Origin of the sequence: Thioalkalivibrio sp. AKL8 (assembly GCF_000380525.1) — a bacterium.
Classification (GTDB): Bacteria; Pseudomonadota; Gammaproteobacteria; order Ectothiorhodospirales; family Ectothiorhodospiraceae; genus Thioalkalivibrio; species Thioalkalivibrio versutus.
On the sequence record NZ_AQYF01000005.1, the window covers coordinates 59,411 to 78,669 of the forward strand.

Below are 19,259 nucleotides of genomic sequence, written 5' to 3' on the forward strand. Positions count from 1 at the left end.
GCTACCGCGCGGGAGGTTACTCGGGCGCCCCCCGGCGATAGGGATCGGGCCAGCCCGCGGGCGGTGGGTTGAAGCGCTTGTAGGCCCAGTTGTACTGCTCGGGACAGCGCCGGACCAGGGTCTCCACGTGGCGGTTGATCGCCGCGGCCGCCCGGGCAAAATCGCGATCGGCCACCTCCGGGCCGGCCACGACCTCGTGATAGCGATAGCCCCGGCCCCCGGGCAGACGCTCGGCAAACAGGAATACCACGTGATCCGCGCGCCCGCGCAGCAGGCGCGGGAGCAGGGTCATGGTCAGGGCCGGACGCCCGAAAAACGAGGCGTGCTGGCCCGAGGCGCCCTTGGGGCTCTGGTCCGGCAGGATGCCGATGATCTCGCCGCGGTCGCGGGCCTGTTGCAGGATGCGCAGGCCACTGCGATCGGCCGGGGCCAGCTCGGCCCCGGTGGAGGCACGGGCCTCGCGCACCCAGCGGTCCACCTCCGGGGTCTTGAACGGGCTGTACAGCGTGGCCATCGGTCCGTGGCAAGCGGCATGCAGTCCGGCGAATTCCCAGGAACCGAGATGCGGGGCGCACAGGAACAACGCCCGACCGGCGGAGCGCTCGCGCAGGCGCGCGTACTGCGGCGGCTGGACGGCCAGGGTCTCGAGGCTCTCCGGAGGCGACTGCCACAGCCAGGGGGACTCGGTCAGGGCCCGGCCCATCGCCATCAGGGAGCGCCGCCCCACCCGCCGCCGCCACGCCGGGTCCTTTTCCGGAAAGCACAGCGCCAGATTGATGTGGGTGATACGGGCCGCGCGGGTGGGCAGGTACCACACCAGCGCCCCGACCGCGCCGCCCAGGGCGTGGTTCACGCGCAGCGGGAGGCGCGCCAGCAGGCGCAGGCCCACCCCGATCAGGCGATCACGCAGATGCCGACGTCGGGCCATGTTCGGACACTGCGGATTCGGTGGTTGCGGACGCGCTCGGCGGTGGATCGCGCGGAGGAATGCCACCCTCGGTCATCAGGGGCTTGAGGGTGGTGCGCAGGTTGCGGAACAATCCGGGGTGCTGCGCCTCCTCCTGCGCCAGCAGCTGTTTCATATGCTCGCGCTGGGTGGGCATGGCGAAGCAGGCGGGGCAGTTGTCGAGGATCACCGGGAGCCCCGCGGCGTCGGCAAAGTCGCGGGTCTGGCGTTCACGCACGTAGACCAGCGGGCGAATGACCCGCAGGTCGCCGGCGTCGATCGCGTAGTGGGCCTTCATGGTGCGCAGCTGGCCGCCATGGAAGGCGCTCATCATGAAGCTCTCCGCGAGATCATCGAGGTGCTGGCCCAGCGCCAGTACGTTGTAGCCGTGTTCGCGCGCCGTGCGATACATCAGGCCGCGCTTCATGCGCGAGCAGAAGGAGCAAAACGAGTCGTTGTCCATGTGCGCATCGGCCAGCTCGGCGATGGGCTCGGACACGAAGTGATAGGGGATGCCGTAGCTGCCCAGGTAATCCATCAGCCGCTGCGGCTCGAATCCCTCGATCTCGGGGTTGATCGTGACCGCCCCCACCTCGAAGTGCACCGGGGCCCGCCGAGCGAGGTTGTGCAGCAGCCACAGCAGGGTCAGCGAATCCTTGCCACCGGACAGGCCCACCAGGATGCGGTCGCCCTCGCGGACCATGTCGAAGTCGGCGATGGCGCGCCCGGCGAGGCGGCGGATCGAGGCGGGAACGGCGGGTGTCTCCATGGGCCCGCAACATAGGCCGGCGGTCGGCTGCACGCAAGCCCAACCCGCAATGGTGGCGCAGGATTTCGGTGCACACCGCGCCTCCCGTGCACCAGAGATGAACACCCGTCGCTCTCGCACAGGGCAGGGGTTGCGACCTGGGGGCACCGGGGCGGCGAATGGCGGGCGTCTCGCCGTGGCACCCCGCTTGCATGAAGACGGAGAAACCTACGTCCACCCGGGGAACCCGATGCACGACCGCAAGAGCCTCAGCCTGGCCGCCGAACTTCGGCGAAACCTGCGCGCCGAATTCCCCGCGGTAGCACGGCTGTCGGTCAGCGACCCGGACTTCATGGAGGCCATCCTTGATTACGCTGCGCGCTCGCAGTCGAGCATGGTCGAAGCGGCGGCGCTGACCCTGCGCAGTCAGCTGGAGGGAACGGGATATCTGCGAACACCCGCACCCGCGAAGACGCAACCAGAAGACGGGGCGCAGGTAGAACACCGGCCTGCGCAGCGGCGTGTCTATCGCGGGCGGGTAATCGAGGACCCGGAGTAGGGCCGGATCGGCGGTTGCGGGAAGAGCCCGTAGGGTTTCGCCCACGCTGCGTTTTGGCGACACTCGGGGTTTTGCCCGGAGGGCTTCCATGGACGCGCTGTATCCCGAGATCGAGCCCCACGGTATGGGGCGCCTGCAGGTTGGCGACGGCCACGAGCTGTACTTCGAGGAATGCGGCAATCCGGAGGGGATACCCGTCGTGTTTCTGCATGGCGGGCCCGGCTCGGGTTGCGAAAGCTGGCACCGCCGCTTCTACGATCCGGAACGCTACCGCATCGTGTTGTTCGACCAGCGCGGCTGCGGACGCTCGACCCCGCACGCAAGCCTCGAGGCGAACACGACCTGGCACGCGGTCGCGGACATCGAGCGCCTGCGCGAGCACCTGGGAATCGAGCGCTGGGTGGTATTTGGCGGGTCCTGGGGCTCGACCCTCGGGCTGGCGTATGCCCAGAAACACCCGGAGCGGGTCCTGGGCCTGGTGCTACGGGGGATCTTCCTGTGCCGCCCGCAGGATATCCAATGGTTTTACCAGTCGGGCGCGGACCGGTTGTTTCCTGAGGCCTGGGCCGACTACGAGGCACAGATCCCGGATGGCGAGCGGGCGGACATGGTAGGTGCCTACTACCGGCGGCTGACCGCCAACGACCGTGCAGTGCGCGAGGCCGCGGCCCGCGCCTGGTCGAGCTGGGAAGGGCGCACCTCCTGTCTGATCCCGAACCACGACGTGATCGCGCACTTCGAGGCGCCGGATGTGGCCGTGAGCCTGGCCCGGCTGGAGTGCCACTACTTCGTTCACGAGACGTTCCTGGAACCCGACCAGCTGCTGCGCGATGCCGGCCGGCTGCAGGGGATTCCCGGCACCATTGTGCACGGCCGCTACGACGTGGTGTGTCCGGTGAATCAGGCGGTGGCCCTGCACCAGGCCTGGCCACAGGCGCAACTGGAGGTCGTACCGGACGCCGGCCACTCGGCGGCGGAGCCGGGCATCGTGCGCCGACTGGTCGCAGCCACGGACCGACTGGCAGGGGAACTGTCCGGGCACATCGAGCCCGGCACTGGACGGGGGCAGGCGTGATCGCACTGATCCAGCGCGCAAGCGCGGCGCGGGTCACCATCGACGGGGAGGACGTCGGGGCGATCGGGAGCGGCCTGGTGGCTCTGGTGGCCGTGGAGCCGAACGATACCGAGGCGAGCGCGGAACGGATGCTCGACCGGCTATTGGGCTACCGGGTATTCGCGGACTCGGCGGGCCGAATGAACCGGAGCCTGGGCGAGACCGGTGGCGGGCTGCTGCTGGTGCCCCAGTTCACCCTGGCAGCCGATACGCGCAAGGGGATGCGACCGAGCTTTTCCGGATCGGCGAGCCCCGAGCATGGCGCAGCGCTGTTCGATTGGCTGGTACGGCGGGCAGGCCAACGCCATGAACCCGTGGCCAGCGGGCGTTTCGGGGCGGACATGCAGGTCAGTCTGACCAACGACGGCCCGGTGACCTTCTGGCTGGAGGCCAGGGGCCAGTAAGGGACGATCTCGTGGACACCCACGATGAGGCTCAAGACGGGCGAAGCACAAAGGACACGGACAAAGGCCAGGGTGACGCACATGGCCTGACCCTCTATTTGGGACCGACCCACGGAACTGGCCGGGGCCGGATGCACCGCTACTTGCCGGTCATTTGATTGCCCGGCATTGCCACTGCCATGACGTGCACCTCAGTGGATGTCTGTCTGCCCCGTGTCCTCGGTGACGAACAAGCAGGTGTCGCGACCCCAAACGAAAAGACCCGGCGCGAGGCCGGGTCCTGGCGGGCGATGATCCGGGCGTGGATCAGGCCGCGCGGCGCAGGAACGGACGCTGGCCGGACTGGACCGCGCGACGGATGAAGTCGGCGCGGCCGGCCTCGCGCTGGTTCAGGTTGTCGGCGCATTTCGACGGCTCGTAGGCTGCGGCGGAGAGCATGACTTCCAGCTCGCACAGGTCGACCTTCGGCTCTGTCAGTTCGTCCGGGTTCGTGTTCAGCTTGCGGCCGACTTCCCAGAACATGCGGGGGTTCCACAGCTTGGTCTGGATTCGCGGGGACTGGAACAGGGTGACGCAGCGGTTGTTGAGCTCTTGCTGATCCATAAGGTGCTCCTGTGACAGGTTATTCAAGCGCACCAAAATCTAGCGAACCCGGGGCACGAATACAAGCGTCTCCTGATGGAATGAACGGTTGGGGCGCCGCACACTATTCCACGGTCACCGATTTGGCGAGGTTGCGCGGCTGATCCACATCGGTGCCCTTCAGCACGGCCGTATGGTAAGCCAGCAACTGAAGCGGGACCGTGAACAGAACCGGAGCCAGCCAGGGACTGAGGGCCTCGTTCTGCGGGAGACCGACCCAGGTGTCCTCGGGTTCCAGCGCGCGCGCGGCGTTGGATTCGCCAATGACGATCAGCTGCCCGCCCCGGGCCCGTACCTCCTGCAGGTTGCTGGAAAGTTTCTCCAGCTGGGCATCGTCCGGGGCGACGGCCACGACCGGCATCTCGGTATCCACGAGTGCCAACGGACCGTGTTTCAGCTCGCCGGAGGGGTAGGCCTCGGCGTGGATATAGGAGATTTCCTTCAGCTTCAGCGCGCCTTCCAGGGCAATCGGGAAATAGGCCCCACGCCCGAGAAACAGCGCATGCTGGCGCTCCAGAAGACCCTCGGCGATCCGCGCAATAGGCGTGTCGAGCGCGAGGATACGGGCCACCTGATCGGGGAGACTGCGCAGGGCCGCGACCGCATCGGCCCGCGCGGCGGCGGGCATACGGGCGGCGCTGGCGACCTGACCCAGCAGCAGGACCAGGATGGCCAGAGCCGCCAGTTGGGTGGTAAACGCCTTGGTGGATGCGACGCCGATCTCGGGTCCGGCATGGGTCATCAGGACCAGGTCGGCCGCCCGTGCCATCGTGCTCTCGGGCACGTTGCAGATCGCCAGCCGCGCCAGGAACGGCTCGTCCTGGGACTGACGTAGGACCGCCAGGGTATCGGCGGTCTCGCCGGACTGCGAGATCACCACCAGCAGGGTGCCCGGGGCGAGGACGTGGCGCCGGTAGCGATATTCACTGGCGACTTCGACTCGGGCCGGAAGACCCAGGTGCTCCTCGATCCAGTGGGCCGCGACCATGCCGGCGTGATAACTCGTTCCGCAGGCAACGATCTGCACGGCGGCGACATCGGCCAAGCGCTCGTCGCTGCCCGGTCCGAGGATGTTCTCGAGGATGCCGGCTTCGCCCAGGCGCCCCGACAGGGTTTCTTCCAGGGCGTGGGGTTGCTCGTAGATCTCCTTGAGCATGAAATGGCGGTACTCGCCCCGGTCCGCGATGCTCGCCTGGCAGCGACTCTCGCGGATACCGCGCTCAACCCGTTCTCCGGCGGCGTCGTGGATCTCGACTCCGTCGCGCGTGAGCCGGGCAATGTCTCCATCTTCCAGGTCGACGAAACGCTGGGTGACCGGAAGCAGCGCCTGCACGTCGGAAGCGGCGAAGGTCTCGCCAATGCCCAGGCCCAGCAGGACCGGGCTCCCGGAGCGGGCAACAATCAATTCGTCGGGGAAGTCCGCAAAGACCGCCGCGATCGCGTAGGCACCTTGAAGCTCGGCACAGGCGCTGCGCATCGCATCCAGCGGCGACGAACCCAGTGCCAGGGCCTGCTCGAGACGATGGGCGATCACCTCGCTGTCAGTCGCGGATACGCAGGGCCAGCCGGCGGCGTCGAGCCGGGAACGCAGGTCGCCGTGATTCTCGATGATGCCGTTGTGCACGATGGCCACGCGGCCGTCGCGCGAACGGTGGGGATGGGCATTCTCTTCGGTGGGAGCCCCGTGCGTCGCCCAGCGGGTGTGAGCGATGCCCACCGGCCCCTCCAGCCCAGCGGCGTCGATCCGTTGCTCCAGGGCCGCAACCTTGCCGATGGCACGCAGGTCCGAGAGGCCACAGTCGTTGACCACGGCCACGCCAGCGGAGTCATACCCCCGGTATTCCAGGCGATGCAGACCCTCGACCAGAACGGGGACCAGGTTTCGTTCGCCAATGCCTGCAACCAGACCGCACATCGATTACTTCTCCTTGTCGTTACCGCTCTTTTTCGGGCGCGGCCAGTCGCGAATCGTGCGGGCTCGGGCGCGAGTCAGCGCGAGAGCGCCCGCCTCGACGTCGTCGGACAGGGTTGACCCTGCGCCCACGGTCGCGTCGTCCCCGATGCGTATCGGAGCCACCAAGGCCGTATTGGAGCCGATAAAGGCGCGCTCGCCGATCTCGGTGCGATGCTTGTTGGCGCCGTCATAGTTGCACGTAATGGTGCCCGCGCCCAGATTGGCGCCAGCGCCAATCTGGGCGTCGCCGACGTAGGTCAGGTGGTTCGCCTTGGCCCCGGCACCCAGGGTGGAATTCTTGATCTCGACGAAGTTGCCGACGCGCGCCCCGGTCCCCAGTTCGGTGCCGGGCCGCAGGCGGGCGAACGGTCCAATCCGCGCATCGGCATGAACCCGCACCCCCTCGAGGACACTATGCGCCGCGATCTGCGTGCCGGAACCGATGTCGCAGTCCCGCAGCACGCAACCGGGTCCAATATAAACATCGTCCGAGAGCGTCACCGTGCCCTCGATCACGACGTTCACATCGATCTGGCAGTCGCGCCCGAAGGTGAGAACACCGCGCACATCCAGGCGCGCGGGGTCGGCAAGGCCCAGACCGTCGCGCATCAACCCTGCACCAAGCGCCGCCTGGTACAGCCGTTCCTGAACTGCCAGTTGCTCGCGGTCGTTCACCCCGAGGACTGCCGCGGAATCGCTGCTTTCCACCACCTCCACGGCACATCCGTCGGCGCGCGCTGCCGCCACGACATCGGTAAGGTACCACTCGCGTGGTCCGGTCACCCGTGGTTCACAGGCGGCCAGCCATCGGCGCAGCTCACCCGCGGGGGCGGCAAGGACACCCGTATTGATCAGGTCCACGGCACGTTCACGTGCACTGGCCTCCTTGTCCTCGACGATCCGCTCAAGTTGCCCCGACGAATCCAGAATCAAGCGCCCATAGCCGCTCGGGTCGACGACCCGGGCGGCCAGCACCGTGACACCATCGCCGTCCGCACAGGCCACCAGGTCGGGAATCGGAATGCGCGGCACATCGCCATAGGTCACCAGTACACGTGCCGCGTCCGGGATGGCTTCAAGGGCTCGAAACACCGCGTGGCCGGTCCCGCGAGGCTCCCCCTGGTCGACCCAGGTCAAGGCTTGCGGGGAGTCGGCGAACGCCGCCCGCACCCGCTCCTGCTCGTGACCTACCACCACGTGGCAGGCGGCGGCGTCCAGCGCCGCAACTCTTTCCAGGACATGGGCCAGCAGGGGACGGCCGGCAAGGGCTTGCAGGACTTTCGGACGGCGCGAACGCATGCGCGTCCCCTTGCCGGCTGCAAGTACCGCGATATGAAGGGGCTTGGATTCAGGCATGGGTACAATGATAAAGGGCCAACCGAGATGGTTGGCCCTTAGCGTAAGTCATCCGTCGCAGTTTGCCGGATTATTTCCGGCGCAGCTTCTGGATCATCTGCAGGCGCGCCGCCGCCTCGACCAGCTCGGCCTGGGCCTTGGCGTAGTCGAAATCGGCCTTGGAGTTGGCCAGCGCCTCCTCCGCACGCTTCTTCGCCTCGATGGCCTCGGCCTCGTCAAGATCCTTCGCGCGCACCGCAGTGTCCGCCAGAACGGTCACATGGTACGGCTGCACCTCGAGGATGCCGCCGGACACGAACACCGGCTGCGGCTCCGCGCCTTCCTTTTCCAGGATGCGCAGTTCACCCGGATTCAGCCGGGCGAGCATCTGCGTATGCCCGGCATACACGCCGACCTCGCCCCCTTCGGCGGGTGCGGCGATCATCAGGGCCGTACCGGAGTAGATCGACTCCTCCGCACTGACCACATCCACATGCATATTCATGGGCATAACGCCTTGCTCCTTAGCCGAGCTTCTCGGCCTTCTCGACAGCTTCTTCGATCGTGCCGACCATGTAGAAGGCCTGCTCCGGCAGATGATCGTACTCGCCGTCCACGATGGCCTTGAACGCCCGGATGGTGTCCTTCAGGGAGACGTACTTACCCGGGGCTCCGGTGAAGACTTCCGCAACGAAGAACGGCTGCGACAGGTAGCGCTGGATCTTTCGCGCACGGGCCACAGCCAGCTTGTCATCTTCAGACAGCTCGTCCATGCCGAGGATCGCGATGATGTCCTTCAGCTCCTTGTAGCGCTGCAGGGTACCCTGCACGGCGCGCGCGGTGTCGTAGTGTTCCTGTCCGATGATCTGCGGGTCCAGCTGACGCGAGGTCGAGTCCAGCGGGTCCACTGCCGGGTAGATGCCCAGCTCGGCGATCTGGCGGGACAGCACGACCGTGGCATCCAGGTGCGCGAAGGTGGTGGCGGGGGACGGGTCGGTCAAGTCATCCGCCGGCACGTAGACGGCCTGGATGGAAGTGATCGAGCCTTTCTTGGTCGAGGTGATTCGCTCCTGCAGCACACCCATCTCTTCCGCCAGGGTCGGCTGGTAGCCCACCGCGGAGGGCATACGACCCAGCAGCGCCGAGACCTCGGTACCGGCCAGGGTGTAACGGTAGATGTTGTCAATGAACATCAGCACGTCACGGCCTTCGTCACGGAAGAACTCGGCCATGGTCAGACCGGTCAGCGCTACGCGCAGACGGTTACCCGGCGGCTCGTTCATCTGGCCATAGACCAGGGCCACCTTGTCGAGGACGTTGGAGTCCTTCATCTCGTGGTAGAAGTCGTTGCCCTCACGAGTACGCTCCCCGACACCCGCAAACACCGAATAACCGGAGTGCTCGATCGCGATATTACGGATCAGCTCCATCATGTTAACGGTCTTGCCCACGCCGGCCCCACCAAACAGGCCGACCTTGCCGCCCTTCGCGAAGGGGCACAGCAGGTCAATGACCTTGATGCCAGTTTCCAGCAGCTCGGTCGAGCCCGCCTGCTCGTCAAAGGTCGGGGCGGCGCGGTGGATCGACCAGGTCTCCTGGGCCTCCACATCACCGGCGTTGTCCACCGGACGACCGAGGACATCCATCACCCGACCCAGGGTCCCCTTGCCGACCGGCACGGAGATCGGCTTGCCCGTGGCGGTAACCGCGGTCTGACGCTTCACGCCCTCGGTCGTGCCCATGGCAATGGTACGTACCACGCCGTCGCCCAACTGCTGCTGGACTTCCAGGGTCAGACCGTTTTCCAGGGTCAGCGCGTCGTAGATCTTGGGCACTTCGCCGTGGGGGAATTCCACGTCCACGACGGCGCCGATGATTTCGACAATCTTTCCAGAACTCATTTGTTCATCCTCGTAAGTCGTAATTCGTGCCGAGTCGACCGATTCGTGCCGGTGGGCGCTAGACCGCAGCCGCGCCGCCGACGATCTCGGAGATCTCCTGGGTGATCGCAGCCTGGCGCGCCTTGTTGTAGACGAGCTGCAGGTCCTTGATCATCGTGCCGGCGTTGTCGGAGGCCGACTTCATCGCGACCATCCGTGCGGCCATCTCGCAGGCCACGTTCTCGACCACCGCCTGATAGATCAGGGACTCGACATAGCGCTCGAGCAGCGTATCCATCACCGGATGCGTGTCGGGCTCGTAGATGTAATCCCAGTGGTGCTTGAGCGATTCGTCGCGGCTAGGCGCCGTCGGCAGCAACTGCGTGGCCTGGGCCTGCTGCGTCATGGTGTTGACGAACTTGTTCTCGAGCAGCACCACGCGATCGACCTTGCCGTCGCGGAAGTTGTCCAGCACGACCTTGATCGAACCGATCAGGTCATTGATGTGCGGACGGTCCCCGAGATCCTTGGACTCGGCCACGATGTTGCCGCCCAGGCGCTTGAAGAACTGCAGCGCCTTGCTCCCGATCACGCACAGATCGACCTCGACGCCCTCGTCGCGGTAGCGACGCATCTCGATCACGGCCTTCTTGAACAGGTTGGTGTTCAACCCGCCGCAAAGACCACGGTCGGTCGACACGATGATCAGCGCGACGCGCTTGACCTCGCGTTCCACCATGAACGGATGCTTGTACTCCGCATTCGCCATCGCGACGTGACCGATCACGTCGTGGATCTTCTGTGCGTAAGGCCGGGACTCCTGCATGCGGTCCTGGGCCTTGCGCATCTTGGACGCGGCGACCATTTCCATCGCCTTGGTGATCTTCTGAGTATTCTTGATACTCTTGATCTGCGTCCGGATCTCCTTAGTGCCCGCCATTGCGTGCTCCCGTTACCAGCTGTGCTTGGCCTTGAACTCTTCCAGGGCGCTTTTCAGCTTTTCCTGAATGGAGTCGTTGTAGTCGCCAGTGCTGTTGATTTCGTCCAGGAGCTCCTTCTGGGAGGAACGCGCGTAGGCGATCAGTTCCTTCTCGAAGCTCACGATCTTGTCGGCCTCGACGTCGTCGAGGAAGCCCTCGTTCGCGGCGTACAGCGAAAAGGCCATCTCGCCGATGGACATCGGCTGGTACTGACCCTGCTTCATCAGCTCGGTCACGCGCTTACCGCGATCCAGCTGCTTGCGGGTCAGTTCGTCCAGATCGGAGGCAAACTGCGAGAACGCCGCCAGCTCACGATATTGCGCCAGCGCCAGACGCACGCCGCCACCCAGCTTCTTGATGATCTTGGTCTGGGCGGCACCACCGACTCGGGACACCGACAGACCGGCGTTGATCGCCGGGCGAATACCGGAGTTAAACAGATCGGTCTCGAGGAAGATCTGACCGTCGGTGATCGAGATCACGTTGGTCGGAACGAACGCGGAGACGTCACCCGCCTGGGTCTCGATGATCGGCAACGCGGTCAGAGAACCGGTCTTGCCCTTCACTTCACCGTTGGTCTTCTCTTCAACGTACTCGGCGTTCACACGCGAGGCACGCTCCAGCAGACGCGAATGCAGGTAGAAGACATCACCCGGGTAGGCCTCACGACCCGGCGGACGACGCAGGAGCAGGGAGACCTGACGGTAGGCCCAGGCCTGTTTGGTGAGGTCATCGTAGACGATCAGCGCGTCTTCGCCGCGATCGCGGAAGTATTCGCCCATCGCGCAGCCGGCGTACGGGGCGATGAACTGCATCGCCGCCGACTCCGACGCATTGGCGGCCACGATGATGGTGTTCTGCATCGCGCCCGCTTCTTCCAGCTTGGACACCACGGAGGCGACCGAGGAGGCCTTCTGGCCAACCGCGACGTAGACGCACTTAACGCCGGAGTCCTTCTGGTTAATGATCGCATCGATCGCGACGGCGGTCTTGCCGGTCTGGCGGTCGCCGATGATCAGCTCGCGCTGGCCGCGACCGACCGGGACCATGGCGTCGATCGCCTTGATACCGGACTGCAGCGGCTGGTCGACCGACTTCCGCTCGATAACACCGGGCGCGATCTTTTCGATCGGGCTGGTGATGTCGCTTTCGATCGGGCCCTTGCCGTCGATCGGACGACCCAGGGAATCGACTACCCGACCCAGCAGCGCCTCGCCAACCGGCACTTCGAGGATGCGGCCGGTGCACTTGACCGTCTGGCCCTCGGAGATGTGCTTGTAGTCGCCCAGGATCACGACGCCCACAGAGTCGCGTTCAAGGTTAAGCGCCATACCGAAGGTGTCGCCCGGGAACTCGAGCATCTCGCCCTGCATGACGTCACCGAGACCGTGGACGCGGGCGATACCGTCGGTCACGCTGACCACGGTGCCCTCGTTGGAGGCCTCGGACGAGGCATCGAATTTCTCGATGCGCTGTTTGATCAGATCACTGATCTCGGAGGGATTCAGTTGCATGTTAAATATCCTCTTAGCGACTCAAATTGGCAGCCAGGCGGTTCAGCTGGCCTCGCACGGAGCCGTCGATTACCAGGTCGCCGGCGCGGATGATGGCCCCTCCAAGAAGGGCGCTGTCGACCGAATGCTCGAGATCGACTTCGCAGCCCAGGCCCTGGGCCAGGGCGTCGTGGATCTCTTTCTCCTGCGCCTGGGTGAGCTTGCGAAAGGCAATCACGTCGGCATGGACGCGGTGCTCGGCCGCGGCCTTCAATTCGGCAAAGGCATCGCTCACGGCGGGGAGGGCGGGCAGCCGGCCGTTTTCGGCCAGCAGGCGAACGAGGTTCCCCGCCTCGGGCCCCACCTTGTCACCGGCCACGTCGAGCACGAGCTGTGCCCGGTCCGGCCGCGGGACCCGCGGGTTGGAGAGGAGACTGTGCATCTGCGAATCGCGGGCGATCGCCGCCAGCAATTCGAGCTGCTCGGCCCAGCCGGCGAGATCCTTGGCCTCGCGGGCCCGCTCGAAAGCTGCGCGAGCGTAGGGTCGGGCGACCGAAATCAGGTCTGACATAACGTCTCCTTACAGCTTGGCCGAGAGCTTCTTGAGCAGATCGCCGTGCGCCTTGGCGTCGATTTCCTTGGCCAGGATCTGCTCGGCACCGGCAACCGCCAGCTCGGAGACCTGCTTGCGCAGCTCTTCCTTCGCGCGGTTGATCTCCTGCTCGATCTCGGCGTGCGCCGCCTGCTTGATGCGTTCGCCTTCTTCGTGGGCCGTGGACTTGCTTTCCTCAACCACGTCGTTGGCGCGCTTCTGCGCAGAGGCCACGATCTCGTTGGCCTGCTGCTTGGCCTCCTTGAGGACCTCGGTCGCACGCTCCTGGGCGAGCTCCTGCTCTTTCTCGCCACGTTCCGCGGCTGCCAGGCCGTCGGCAATTTTCTTGCGACGTTCTTCCAGGGCGGCGGACATGGGCGGCCAGACGTAGCGCATCGTGAACCACACGAAGACGCTGAACGCGAGCAGCTGGCCAATGATGGTCAGATTGATATTCATCCTGCTACCTCAGGTTGGACGAGTGGAGGGGACCTCGGGACTCGCTCAGCCTTATTAACCCAGGGCGAACAGGACGTACAGGCCGATACCCACGCCGATCATCGGCACGGCGTCGGTCAGACCCATCACGATGAAGAACTGGGTGCGCAGCATCGGGATCAGTTCCGGCTGACGCGCGGCGCCTTCCAGGAAGCGACCACCGAGGGTACCCACGCCGATGGCGGCGCCGACAGCGGCCAGACCCAGAAGCAGCGAGCCAGCCAGGACGATCAGAGCGTTAGCCATTTCCATTTTTGTATCTCCAGTCGAGTGTTGAAACAGTCAGTTGAGTAGGGAAGTCGAAATCAGTGGTCTTCGCTGTACGCCATGTCGATGTAGACGACGGTCAGCACCATGAAGATGAAGGCCTGCAGCGGCACCACGAGGATGTGGAAGATCGCCCAGCCCACGTGCAGCACACCACCGGCCAGACCCAGGATCAGGCCCGCAGAGTACATGACACCGATCAGGATGAAGATCATCTCCGCGGCGTACAGGTTGCCGAACAGTCGCAGGGCGAGCGAGGCCGGCTTGGCCAGCAGGTTGATAAACTCCAGGACGAAGTTGATCACCCAGAAAAACGGCTTGATGTACACGATGTTGGTCTGGAACGGGATGCCCGTCAGTTCCTTGATGAAACCCACCGGGCCCTTGATCTTGAGCGAGTAGTAGATGATCAGGATGAACACACCGAGCGCCAGGCCCGCGGTCACGTTGATATCCGTAGTCGGCACGATCTTGAAGTACGGGATACCCAGCAGATAGGCGATGTGCGGGATCAGGTCGACCGGCACGAGGTCCATCAGGTTGAGCAGGAATATCCAGACGAAGATGGTCAGCGCGAGCGGCGCGACCATGTCGTTCTTGTGCTTGAACGAGCCACGGACGTTGTCGTTCACAAAGTCCATCATCATTTCGACGAAATTCTGCCAGCCGCCCGGGACGCCGGCGGTGACCTTCTTGGCCGCGGCACGGAACGTGAGGATGAACAGCAGCCCGAGTGCGATCGACCACAGCATGGAGTCGACGTGGATCGCCCAGAAGCCCATTTCGGCGGCTTCGGTGCTGGTGGTGGCGAAGCTCATCCCCTTCTCGGGGTGGAGTCCGAAGGTAAGATTCGTCAGATGGTGAGCAATGTGCTCTTCCATCGTGGGCAGTCCGCTTTCTGAAGCCATGCAGTTATCTCGTCATTGCTTGATCAGAAACCCGGTGCAGCCACCACAAGGGGGCCAGGTGCACCAGGAGGAAGATGCCGAACAACGCCAGTAAGTCCGGCTCGTCCAGGTAAGCGAACGCCACCCCGAATGCCACCGCGATGATTGCCAGTCGTCCCATCTGGGCGCCCATCATGCGGGCGGTCAGCGAGCCCACCTGATCGGAACGGTAGGCCCGAAACACAACAACCGCGGCCACGGCGTTGCCGAGCGTCGCGGTGATGCCGCCCACCGCAGCCGAGATCGCCACGATCGGGGGGAACAGGGCCAGAAGCAGGCCCGACAGTATCAGCGTTAAGGCGAGCTGCAGACCTAGCGATTGTAAGGCGTGTCTGAAGCGTCGCGGTGTCATTCAGCGGATGGGCACACCCACCCCTCTCCCAAAAAGTGCGCGTAGTATAAGAGCGCCCTTCTACTGCGTCAAACGGCATTCGGGGCCATCGGCCAGGCCGCTCAGAGAGTTACTGGATGTGGGCGAGGATGCCATCGAGCTCGTCGAGGCTGTTGTATTCGATGACCAGACGGCCTTTGCCCTGGCGGTTGTAGCGAACCTGGACCGCGGCGCCCAGCTGGTCGGAGAGACGGCTCTCCAGTTGCCGCACCTCGGGCGAGGGTCCGGCATCCTTCTTCGGCTCCGGGGTCGCGGCGAGGATCTTCTTGACCAGCTGCTCGGTCGCGCGCACCGAGAGCCCGCGCTTGACCACGGTCGCGGCCACCCCGGGCTGGTCGTCCAGGGGCACCGCCAGCAGGCAGCGGGCGTGGCCCATCTCCAGGCGCCCCTCGTTGACGTGGTCCTTCACCGTGTCGTGGAGTTCCAGCAGGCGCAGCAGGTTGGTGACCGCAGTGCGCGAGCGGCCGACCGCGTCGGCCGCGGCCTGGTGAGTCATCTCGAATTCGCCGATCAGGCGGCGGATGGCCTGCGCCTCTTCCAGCGGGTTCAGATCCTCGCGCTGGATGTTCTCGATCAGTGCCATCGCCGCGGCGGCCTGATCGGGGATGTCGCGGACCACCGCCGGGACGGTCTCCAGGCCCGCGATCTGGGCGGCACGCCAGCGGCGCTCGCCGGCGATCAGCTCATAGCCCTCGTCCAGGCGCCGCACGACGACCGGCTGCACGATGCCCTGGGCTCGGATCGAGTCTGCCAGCTCGGCCAGCGCCGCCTCCGCCATGTGGACCCGGGGCTGATACTTGCCACGCCGGATCTGCTCGATCGGGAGCTGCTCCAAACTGTCGCTGTCGTCACCACCGGCCTGGGCGCCGGAGAGCAGGGCATCCAGGCCTCGGCCCAGTCCTCGTTTCGCCATGGTTGATCGTTCCTGCAGGCAGTCGGTAAGGGGGTAACAGGCGGCGTTCAGCGCCGCAACATCTCGCCGGCCAGGGCCAGGTACGCCACGGCCCCGCGCGAGGAGGCATCATACAACAAGGCCGGCTGGCCAAAACTGGGTGCCTCGGCCAGGCGGATGTTGCGCGGGATCACGGTTCGGAACACGCGATCGCCGAAGTGGCCGGTGAGCTGTGCCGAGACATCCCCGGAAAGACGATTGCGTGGATCGAACATCGTGCGCAGCAGGCCCGAGATACGCAGCTTGGGGTTGGGACCGCGCTGGATGCTCTCGATGGTGCGCATCAGGGCGGTCAACCCCTCCAGTGCGTAGTACTCGCACTGCATCGGGATCACCACACCATCGGCCGCGACCAGGCCGTTGACGGTCAAAAGGTTCAGCGACGGCGGGCAATCGACCAGGATGTGGTCGTAGTTTGCCCGGGCCGGTGCCAGCGCCTCCTGCAACCGGTATTCACGGCGCTCGGCCTCCATCAGCCGCACCTCGGCCACGGTCAGGTCGCCGTTGGCCGGGACCAGGTCATAGCCGGCCTCCACTCGGTGGGCGGCCTCGGCCACCGTGGCCTGGCCCAGCAGGACCTCGCAGGAGGTTGGGTCATCGGCGTGCTTGTCGACGCCCGAACCGGTGGTCGCGTTGCCCTGCGGGTCCATGTCCACCACCAGCACGCGCTTGCCCAGGCGGGCGAGCGAGGCGGCAAGGTTCACGCAGGTAGTGGTCTTGCCCACTCCGCCCTTCTGATTGGTGATGGCCAGCGTATCGGTCACGGGTCGGCTCTCTCGATAATGGCGATGTGCCGCTCGGCGGTCTCGCCGGGAATGGTAACCGGGTCCACGCTTCGGTACGACCACGGGGCCGGGAGCGGTTCGGCGACGACCGAGCGCTGACCCAGCATGGCCAGCACGCGGCCCCCGTCGGCCACCTGTGGCGCGACCCGCGAGACCATGTCGGCCGGGGCCTTGAACGCCCGCGCCAGCACCGTGGTATAGGGCGCGGAGGGCTGGAAATCCTCGATCCGTACATGCACGGCCTCGACCCCGGACAGCCGGGCGAGTCCGATCACGTTCCGCAGGAAGCGGATGCGCTTGGCCGCGCTGTCGAGCAGGCAGAATTCGCGTTCGCGCTCGGTGGCCGCGAGCACGAAACCAGGCAGCCCGGCGCCGGTCCCGACATCCAGCACCCGGTCCCCGTGAAGATACGGGCGCAACGTCAGGCTGTCGAGGATATGCCGGCGAATCCACTGCGCGGGGTCACGCACCGCGGTCAGGTTGTGCACGCGGTTCCAGCGCCCGAGCTGTTCCAAATAAATCGCCAGGGCCTCGATGGCCGGTGGGTCCAGCGCCCAGTCCCCGGCCACGGCGGCCAGGGCCGCGCGCCAGTCGTTACTCGCCACTGGCGCGCTGCTTCAGGTGCACGGCCAACGCCGACAGCGCGGCCGGGGTCACGCCCGGGATGCGCTGCGCCTGGGCCAGGGTATGGGGGCGGAATTCCGCCAGCTTCTGCCGGATCTCGTTCGACAGCCCGTGGACCCGGGCATAGTCGAGGCTGTCCGGGAGGGCGGTCTGCTCGGCCTTCGCCTGGCGGTCGATCTCGGCCTGCTGACGCTCGATGTAGCCGGCGTACTTGGCCTGGATCTCCGCCTGCTCGCGCACGTCGGGCGTGCAGCCGACATCCAGGTCGGGCAGCGCATGCATCAAGCCATCGTAATCGGCCTCGGGGCGGCGCAGCAGGTCGAGCAGCGTGGCATCCGGATCCGGCGCCTTGCCCAGCAAGTCGATCAGGGCCGGGCGGGTTCGCTGGTCGCGGTCCGGGCGGGTTTGTCCGAGTCGGGTCATCTCGGTCCCGATGGCCGCGGCACGGGTCTCGAAGCGCGTCCAGCGGGCGTCGTCGACCAGCCCGTACTCGCGCCCGACCGGGGTCAGGCGCAGATCGGCATTGTCCTCGCGCAGCAACAGCCGGTACTCGGCGCGCGAGGTGAACATGCGGTAGGGCTCCTGGGTGCCGCGGGTCACCAGGTCGTCGATCAGCACACCGATGTAGGCCTCGGAGCGCTGCGGGATCCACGGCGCGGCGTCCTGCACCAGCCGCGCGGCATTGAGCCCGGCGACCAGACCCTGGGCGGCAGCCTCCTCGTAGCCGGTGGTGCCGTTGATCTGGCCGGCAAAGAACAGGTTTCCGAGCTCGCGCGTGGCCAGCGTCGGGCGCAGGCCGCGGGGATCGAAGTAGTCGTATTCGATCGCGTAGCCGGGGCGTGTGATGCGCGCGTTCTCGAAGCCGGCAATGCTCTGCACCAGGGGGACCTGGATCGCATACGGCAACGAGGTGGAGATCCCGTTGGGGTACAGCTCGTGGGTGGTGAGGCCTTCCGGCTCGACAAAGACCTGGTGACTGGTCTTGTCGGCAAAGCGCACCACCTTGTCCTCGATCGAGGGGCAATAGCGCGGGCCGGTGCTGTCGATCTGGCCGGAGTACATCGGCGCCTGGTCGAGGTTCGCCCGGATCAGGTCGTGGGTCTTCTCGCTGGTGCGCGCGATATGGCAGGGGCGCTGGGCCGGGTGGTCGTCGGTCGAGCCGATGAAGGAAAAGACCGGGCGCGGGTCATCGCCCGGCTGCGGCTCGAGCCGCGAGAAATCCACGCTGCGCCCGTCGATGCGCGGCGGCGTGCCGGTCTTGAGCCGCCCGACGGCAAAGGCCATCTCGCGCAGGCGCGCCGCCAGGCGGGTGCTCGGCGGATCGCCCGCGCGCCCGCCGGGCTGCTGGGTGAGCCCGGTGTGCATCTGGCCATTGAGGAAGGTACCCACGGTCAGCACCACGGCGCGGGCGTCGAATGCAATGCCGCCCTCGGTGACCACGCCGGTGACCCGGTCGCCGTCCAGGGTGATATCGGCCACCGGCTGCTGAAAGATCTGCAGGTTCGGCTCGGCCTCGACGAACTGGCGGATGGCCTGGCGGTAGAGCTGCCGGTCCGACTGGGCGCGGGTCGCGCGCACGGCCGGGCCCTTGCGTCGATTGAGGATGCGGAAATGGATGCCGGCGGCGTCCGCTGCGCGGCCCATGACGCCCCCCAGGGCATCGATCTCCTTGACCAGGTGGCCCTTGCCGATCCCGCCGATGGCCGGGTTGCAGCTCATCTGGCCGATGGTCTCGATGTTGTGGGTCAGCAGCAGTGTGCGCGCACCGCCGCGCGCCGCGGCCAAGGCAGCCTCGGTGCCGGCGTGCCCGCCGCCAATCACGATGACATCAAAGGAGTTCGCCATGGTCCTGCTATCCCGGCCGACGGTCCGGCCTGTGAGTGCAATTCGCGCCGCTTATGGTCCGGGCACGAAAATCGGAATTCTAGCAGGGAGTTACGCGAGCGCGAAGCGGCCCCCGGGCCAAATGGTTTTCCGGGCGTGCCGCGGCGGCCTGTTCGCCTGGTTCGTTGCGCCGCGGCGGCTTCGGCCGTGATGGGCAGCAGAGGCCGCATCCAGCGCCCCCCGTCATTGCGAGCAAAGCGAAGCAATCTCCGGAAGCTGGCATGACGTCGGGCCGCGAAATCCGGTGGTCGCGGCGGGCGATTG

21 protein-coding genes are annotated in these 19,259 nt (G+C 66.0%); 3 read left to right on the forward strand and 18 right to left on the reverse strand.

Going from position 1 to position 19,259, the window contains the following annotated elements; genetic code table 11:
- Positions 1-16: 16 nt before the first annotated feature.
- Positions 17-928 carry a lysophospholipid acyltransferase family protein gene (locus G335_RS0103300; protein WP_018175916.1) on the reverse strand — a complete coding sequence of 304 codons (912 nt, stop codon included), beginning with the start codon at positions 926-928 and terminating at the stop codon, positions 17-19.
- Entirely contained in the window at positions 903-1,715 is an 813-nt protein-coding gene (locus G335_RS0103305; RefSeq protein ID WP_018175917.1) for a tRNA 2-thiocytidine(32) synthetase TtcA, read from the reverse strand. The genes G335_RS0103300 and G335_RS0103305 overlap by 26 nt, the downstream gene beginning before the upstream one ends.
- A 229-nt stretch (positions 1,716-1,944) precedes the next feature.
- Here G335_RS0103305 and G335_RS0103310 point away from each other — a divergent pair, with 229 nt between their 5' ends.
- The 3 genes from G335_RS0103310 to dtd all read left to right on the forward strand — a co-directional run bounded on the left by G335_RS0103310 (position 1,945) and on the right by dtd (position 3,771).
- A complete protein-coding gene (locus G335_RS0103310) occupies positions 1,945-2,253 on the forward strand; it encodes a hypothetical protein (protein WP_018175918.1) in 309 nt (102 codons plus the stop codon).
- 88 nt (positions 2,254-2,341) lie between these two features.
- Positions 2,342-3,328 (forward strand): prolyl aminopeptidase, encoded by a 987-nt coding sequence (gene pip / locus G335_RS0103315; RefSeq protein WP_018175919.1) that lies wholly within the window; start codon positions 2,342-2,344, stop codon positions 3,326-3,328.
- The gene (gene dtd, locus G335_RS0103320) at positions 3,325-3,771 is read left to right on the forward strand and encodes a D-aminoacyl-tRNA deacylase (RefSeq protein WP_018144944.1); all 447 of its coding nucleotides are present in this window, start codon (positions 3,325-3,327) and stop codon (positions 3,769-3,771) included. The genes pip and dtd overlap by 4 nt, the downstream gene beginning before the upstream one ends.
- Positions 3,772-4,077: 306 nt before the next feature.
- Here the strand turns inward: dtd and G335_RS0103325 are convergent, their stop codons facing one another.
- The 16 genes from G335_RS0103325 to mnmG form a co-directional block, all read right to left on the reverse strand.
- Positions 4,078-4,374 carry a hypothetical protein gene (locus G335_RS0103325; RefSeq protein ID WP_018144945.1) on the reverse strand — a complete coding sequence of 99 codons (297 nt, stop codon included), beginning with the start codon at positions 4,372-4,374 and terminating at the stop codon, positions 4,078-4,080.
- 103 nt (positions 4,375-4,477) lie between these two features.
- Positions 4,478-6,328: a glutamine--fructose-6-phosphate transaminase (isomerizing) gene (gene glmS, locus G335_RS0103330; RefSeq protein WP_018168787.1), complete on the reverse strand. Its 1,851-nt coding sequence runs from the start codon at positions 6,326-6,328 to the stop codon at positions 4,478-4,480.
- Between the two features lie 3 nt (positions 6,329-6,331).
- Positions 6,332-7,666 carry a bifunctional UDP-N-acetylglucosamine diphosphorylase/glucosamine-1-phosphate N-acetyltransferase GlmU gene (glmU, locus tag G335_RS0103335; protein ID WP_018175920.1) on the reverse strand — a complete coding sequence of 445 codons (1,335 nt, stop codon included), beginning with the start codon at positions 7,664-7,666 and terminating at the stop codon, positions 6,332-6,334.
- Positions 7,667-7,793: 127 nt separating this feature from the next.
- Positions 7,794-8,213 (reverse strand): F0F1 ATP synthase subunit epsilon, encoded by a 420-nt coding sequence (locus G335_RS0103340; RefSeq protein WP_018144948.1) that lies wholly within the window; start codon positions 8,211-8,213, stop codon positions 7,794-7,796.
- Positions 8,214-8,226: 13 nt separating this feature from the next.
- Positions 8,227-9,603: a F0F1 ATP synthase subunit beta gene (atpD, locus tag G335_RS0103345; RefSeq protein WP_018144949.1), complete on the reverse strand. Its 1,377-nt coding sequence runs from the start codon at positions 9,601-9,603 to the stop codon at positions 8,227-8,229.
- A 58-nt stretch (positions 9,604-9,661) separates the two neighbouring features.
- On the reverse strand, positions 9,662-10,522 hold the full coding sequence (gene atpG, locus G335_RS0103350; protein WP_018168789.1) for a F0F1 ATP synthase subunit gamma: 861 nt from the start codon (positions 10,520-10,522) through the stop codon (positions 9,662-9,664).
- A 12-nt stretch (positions 10,523-10,534) separates the two neighbouring features.
- Positions 10,535-12,076, reverse strand: a complete 1,542-nt coding sequence (gene atpA / locus G335_RS0103355) for a F0F1 ATP synthase subunit alpha (protein WP_018168790.1) — start codon at positions 12,074-12,076, stop codon at positions 10,535-10,537.
- A 13-nt stretch (positions 12,077-12,089) separates the two neighbouring features.
- Complete coding sequence (locus G335_RS0103360; RefSeq protein WP_018144952.1) at positions 12,090-12,626, reverse strand: F0F1 ATP synthase subunit delta; 537 nt, start codon at positions 12,624-12,626, stop codon at positions 12,090-12,092.
- Positions 12,627-12,635: 9 nt separating this feature from the next.
- Positions 12,636-13,106 (reverse strand): F0F1 ATP synthase subunit B, encoded by a 471-nt coding sequence (locus G335_RS0103365; protein ID WP_018144953.1) that lies wholly within the window; start codon positions 13,104-13,106, stop codon positions 12,636-12,638.
- Between the two features lie 54 nt (positions 13,107-13,160).
- A complete protein-coding gene (gene atpE, locus G335_RS0103370; protein WP_012983953.1) occupies positions 13,161-13,397 on the reverse strand; it encodes a F0F1 ATP synthase subunit C in 237 nt (78 codons plus the stop codon).
- A 53-nt stretch (positions 13,398-13,450) separates the two neighbouring features.
- Positions 13,451-14,293 carry a F0F1 ATP synthase subunit A gene (atpB, locus tag G335_RS0103375; RefSeq protein WP_026287973.1) on the reverse strand — a complete coding sequence of 281 codons (843 nt, stop codon included), beginning with the start codon at positions 14,291-14,293 and terminating at the stop codon, positions 13,451-13,453.
- Between the two features lie 31 nt (positions 14,294-14,324).
- On the reverse strand, positions 14,325-14,711 hold the full coding sequence (locus G335_RS0103380) for an ATP synthase subunit I (RefSeq protein WP_018144955.1): 387 nt from the start codon (positions 14,709-14,711) through the stop codon (positions 14,325-14,327).
- A 109-nt stretch (positions 14,712-14,820) separates the two neighbouring features.
- On the reverse strand, positions 14,821-15,663 hold the full coding sequence (locus G335_RS0103385) for a ParB/RepB/Spo0J family partition protein (protein ID WP_018168792.1): 843 nt from the start codon (positions 15,661-15,663) through the stop codon (positions 14,821-14,823).
- A gap of 47 nt (positions 15,664-15,710) precedes the next feature.
- The gene (locus G335_RS0103390) at positions 15,711-16,466 is read right to left on the reverse strand and encodes a ParA family protein (protein WP_018168793.1); all 756 of its coding nucleotides are present in this window, start codon (positions 16,464-16,466) and stop codon (positions 15,711-15,713) included.
- The gene (rsmG, locus tag G335_RS0103395; protein ID WP_018175921.1) at positions 16,463-17,092 is read right to left on the reverse strand and encodes a 16S rRNA (guanine(527)-N(7))-methyltransferase RsmG; all 630 of its coding nucleotides are present in this window, start codon (positions 17,090-17,092) and stop codon (positions 16,463-16,465) included. Before rsmG ends, G335_RS0103390 begins: the two co-directional genes overlap by 4 nt.
- The gene (gene mnmG / locus G335_RS0103400) at positions 17,082-18,956 is read right to left on the reverse strand and encodes a tRNA uridine-5-carboxymethylaminomethyl(34) synthesis enzyme MnmG (RefSeq protein ID WP_018175922.1); all 1,875 of its coding nucleotides are present in this window, start codon (positions 18,954-18,956) and stop codon (positions 17,082-17,084) included. Before mnmG ends, rsmG begins: the two co-directional genes overlap by 11 nt.
- Positions 18,957-19,259: the final 303 nt, after the last annotated feature.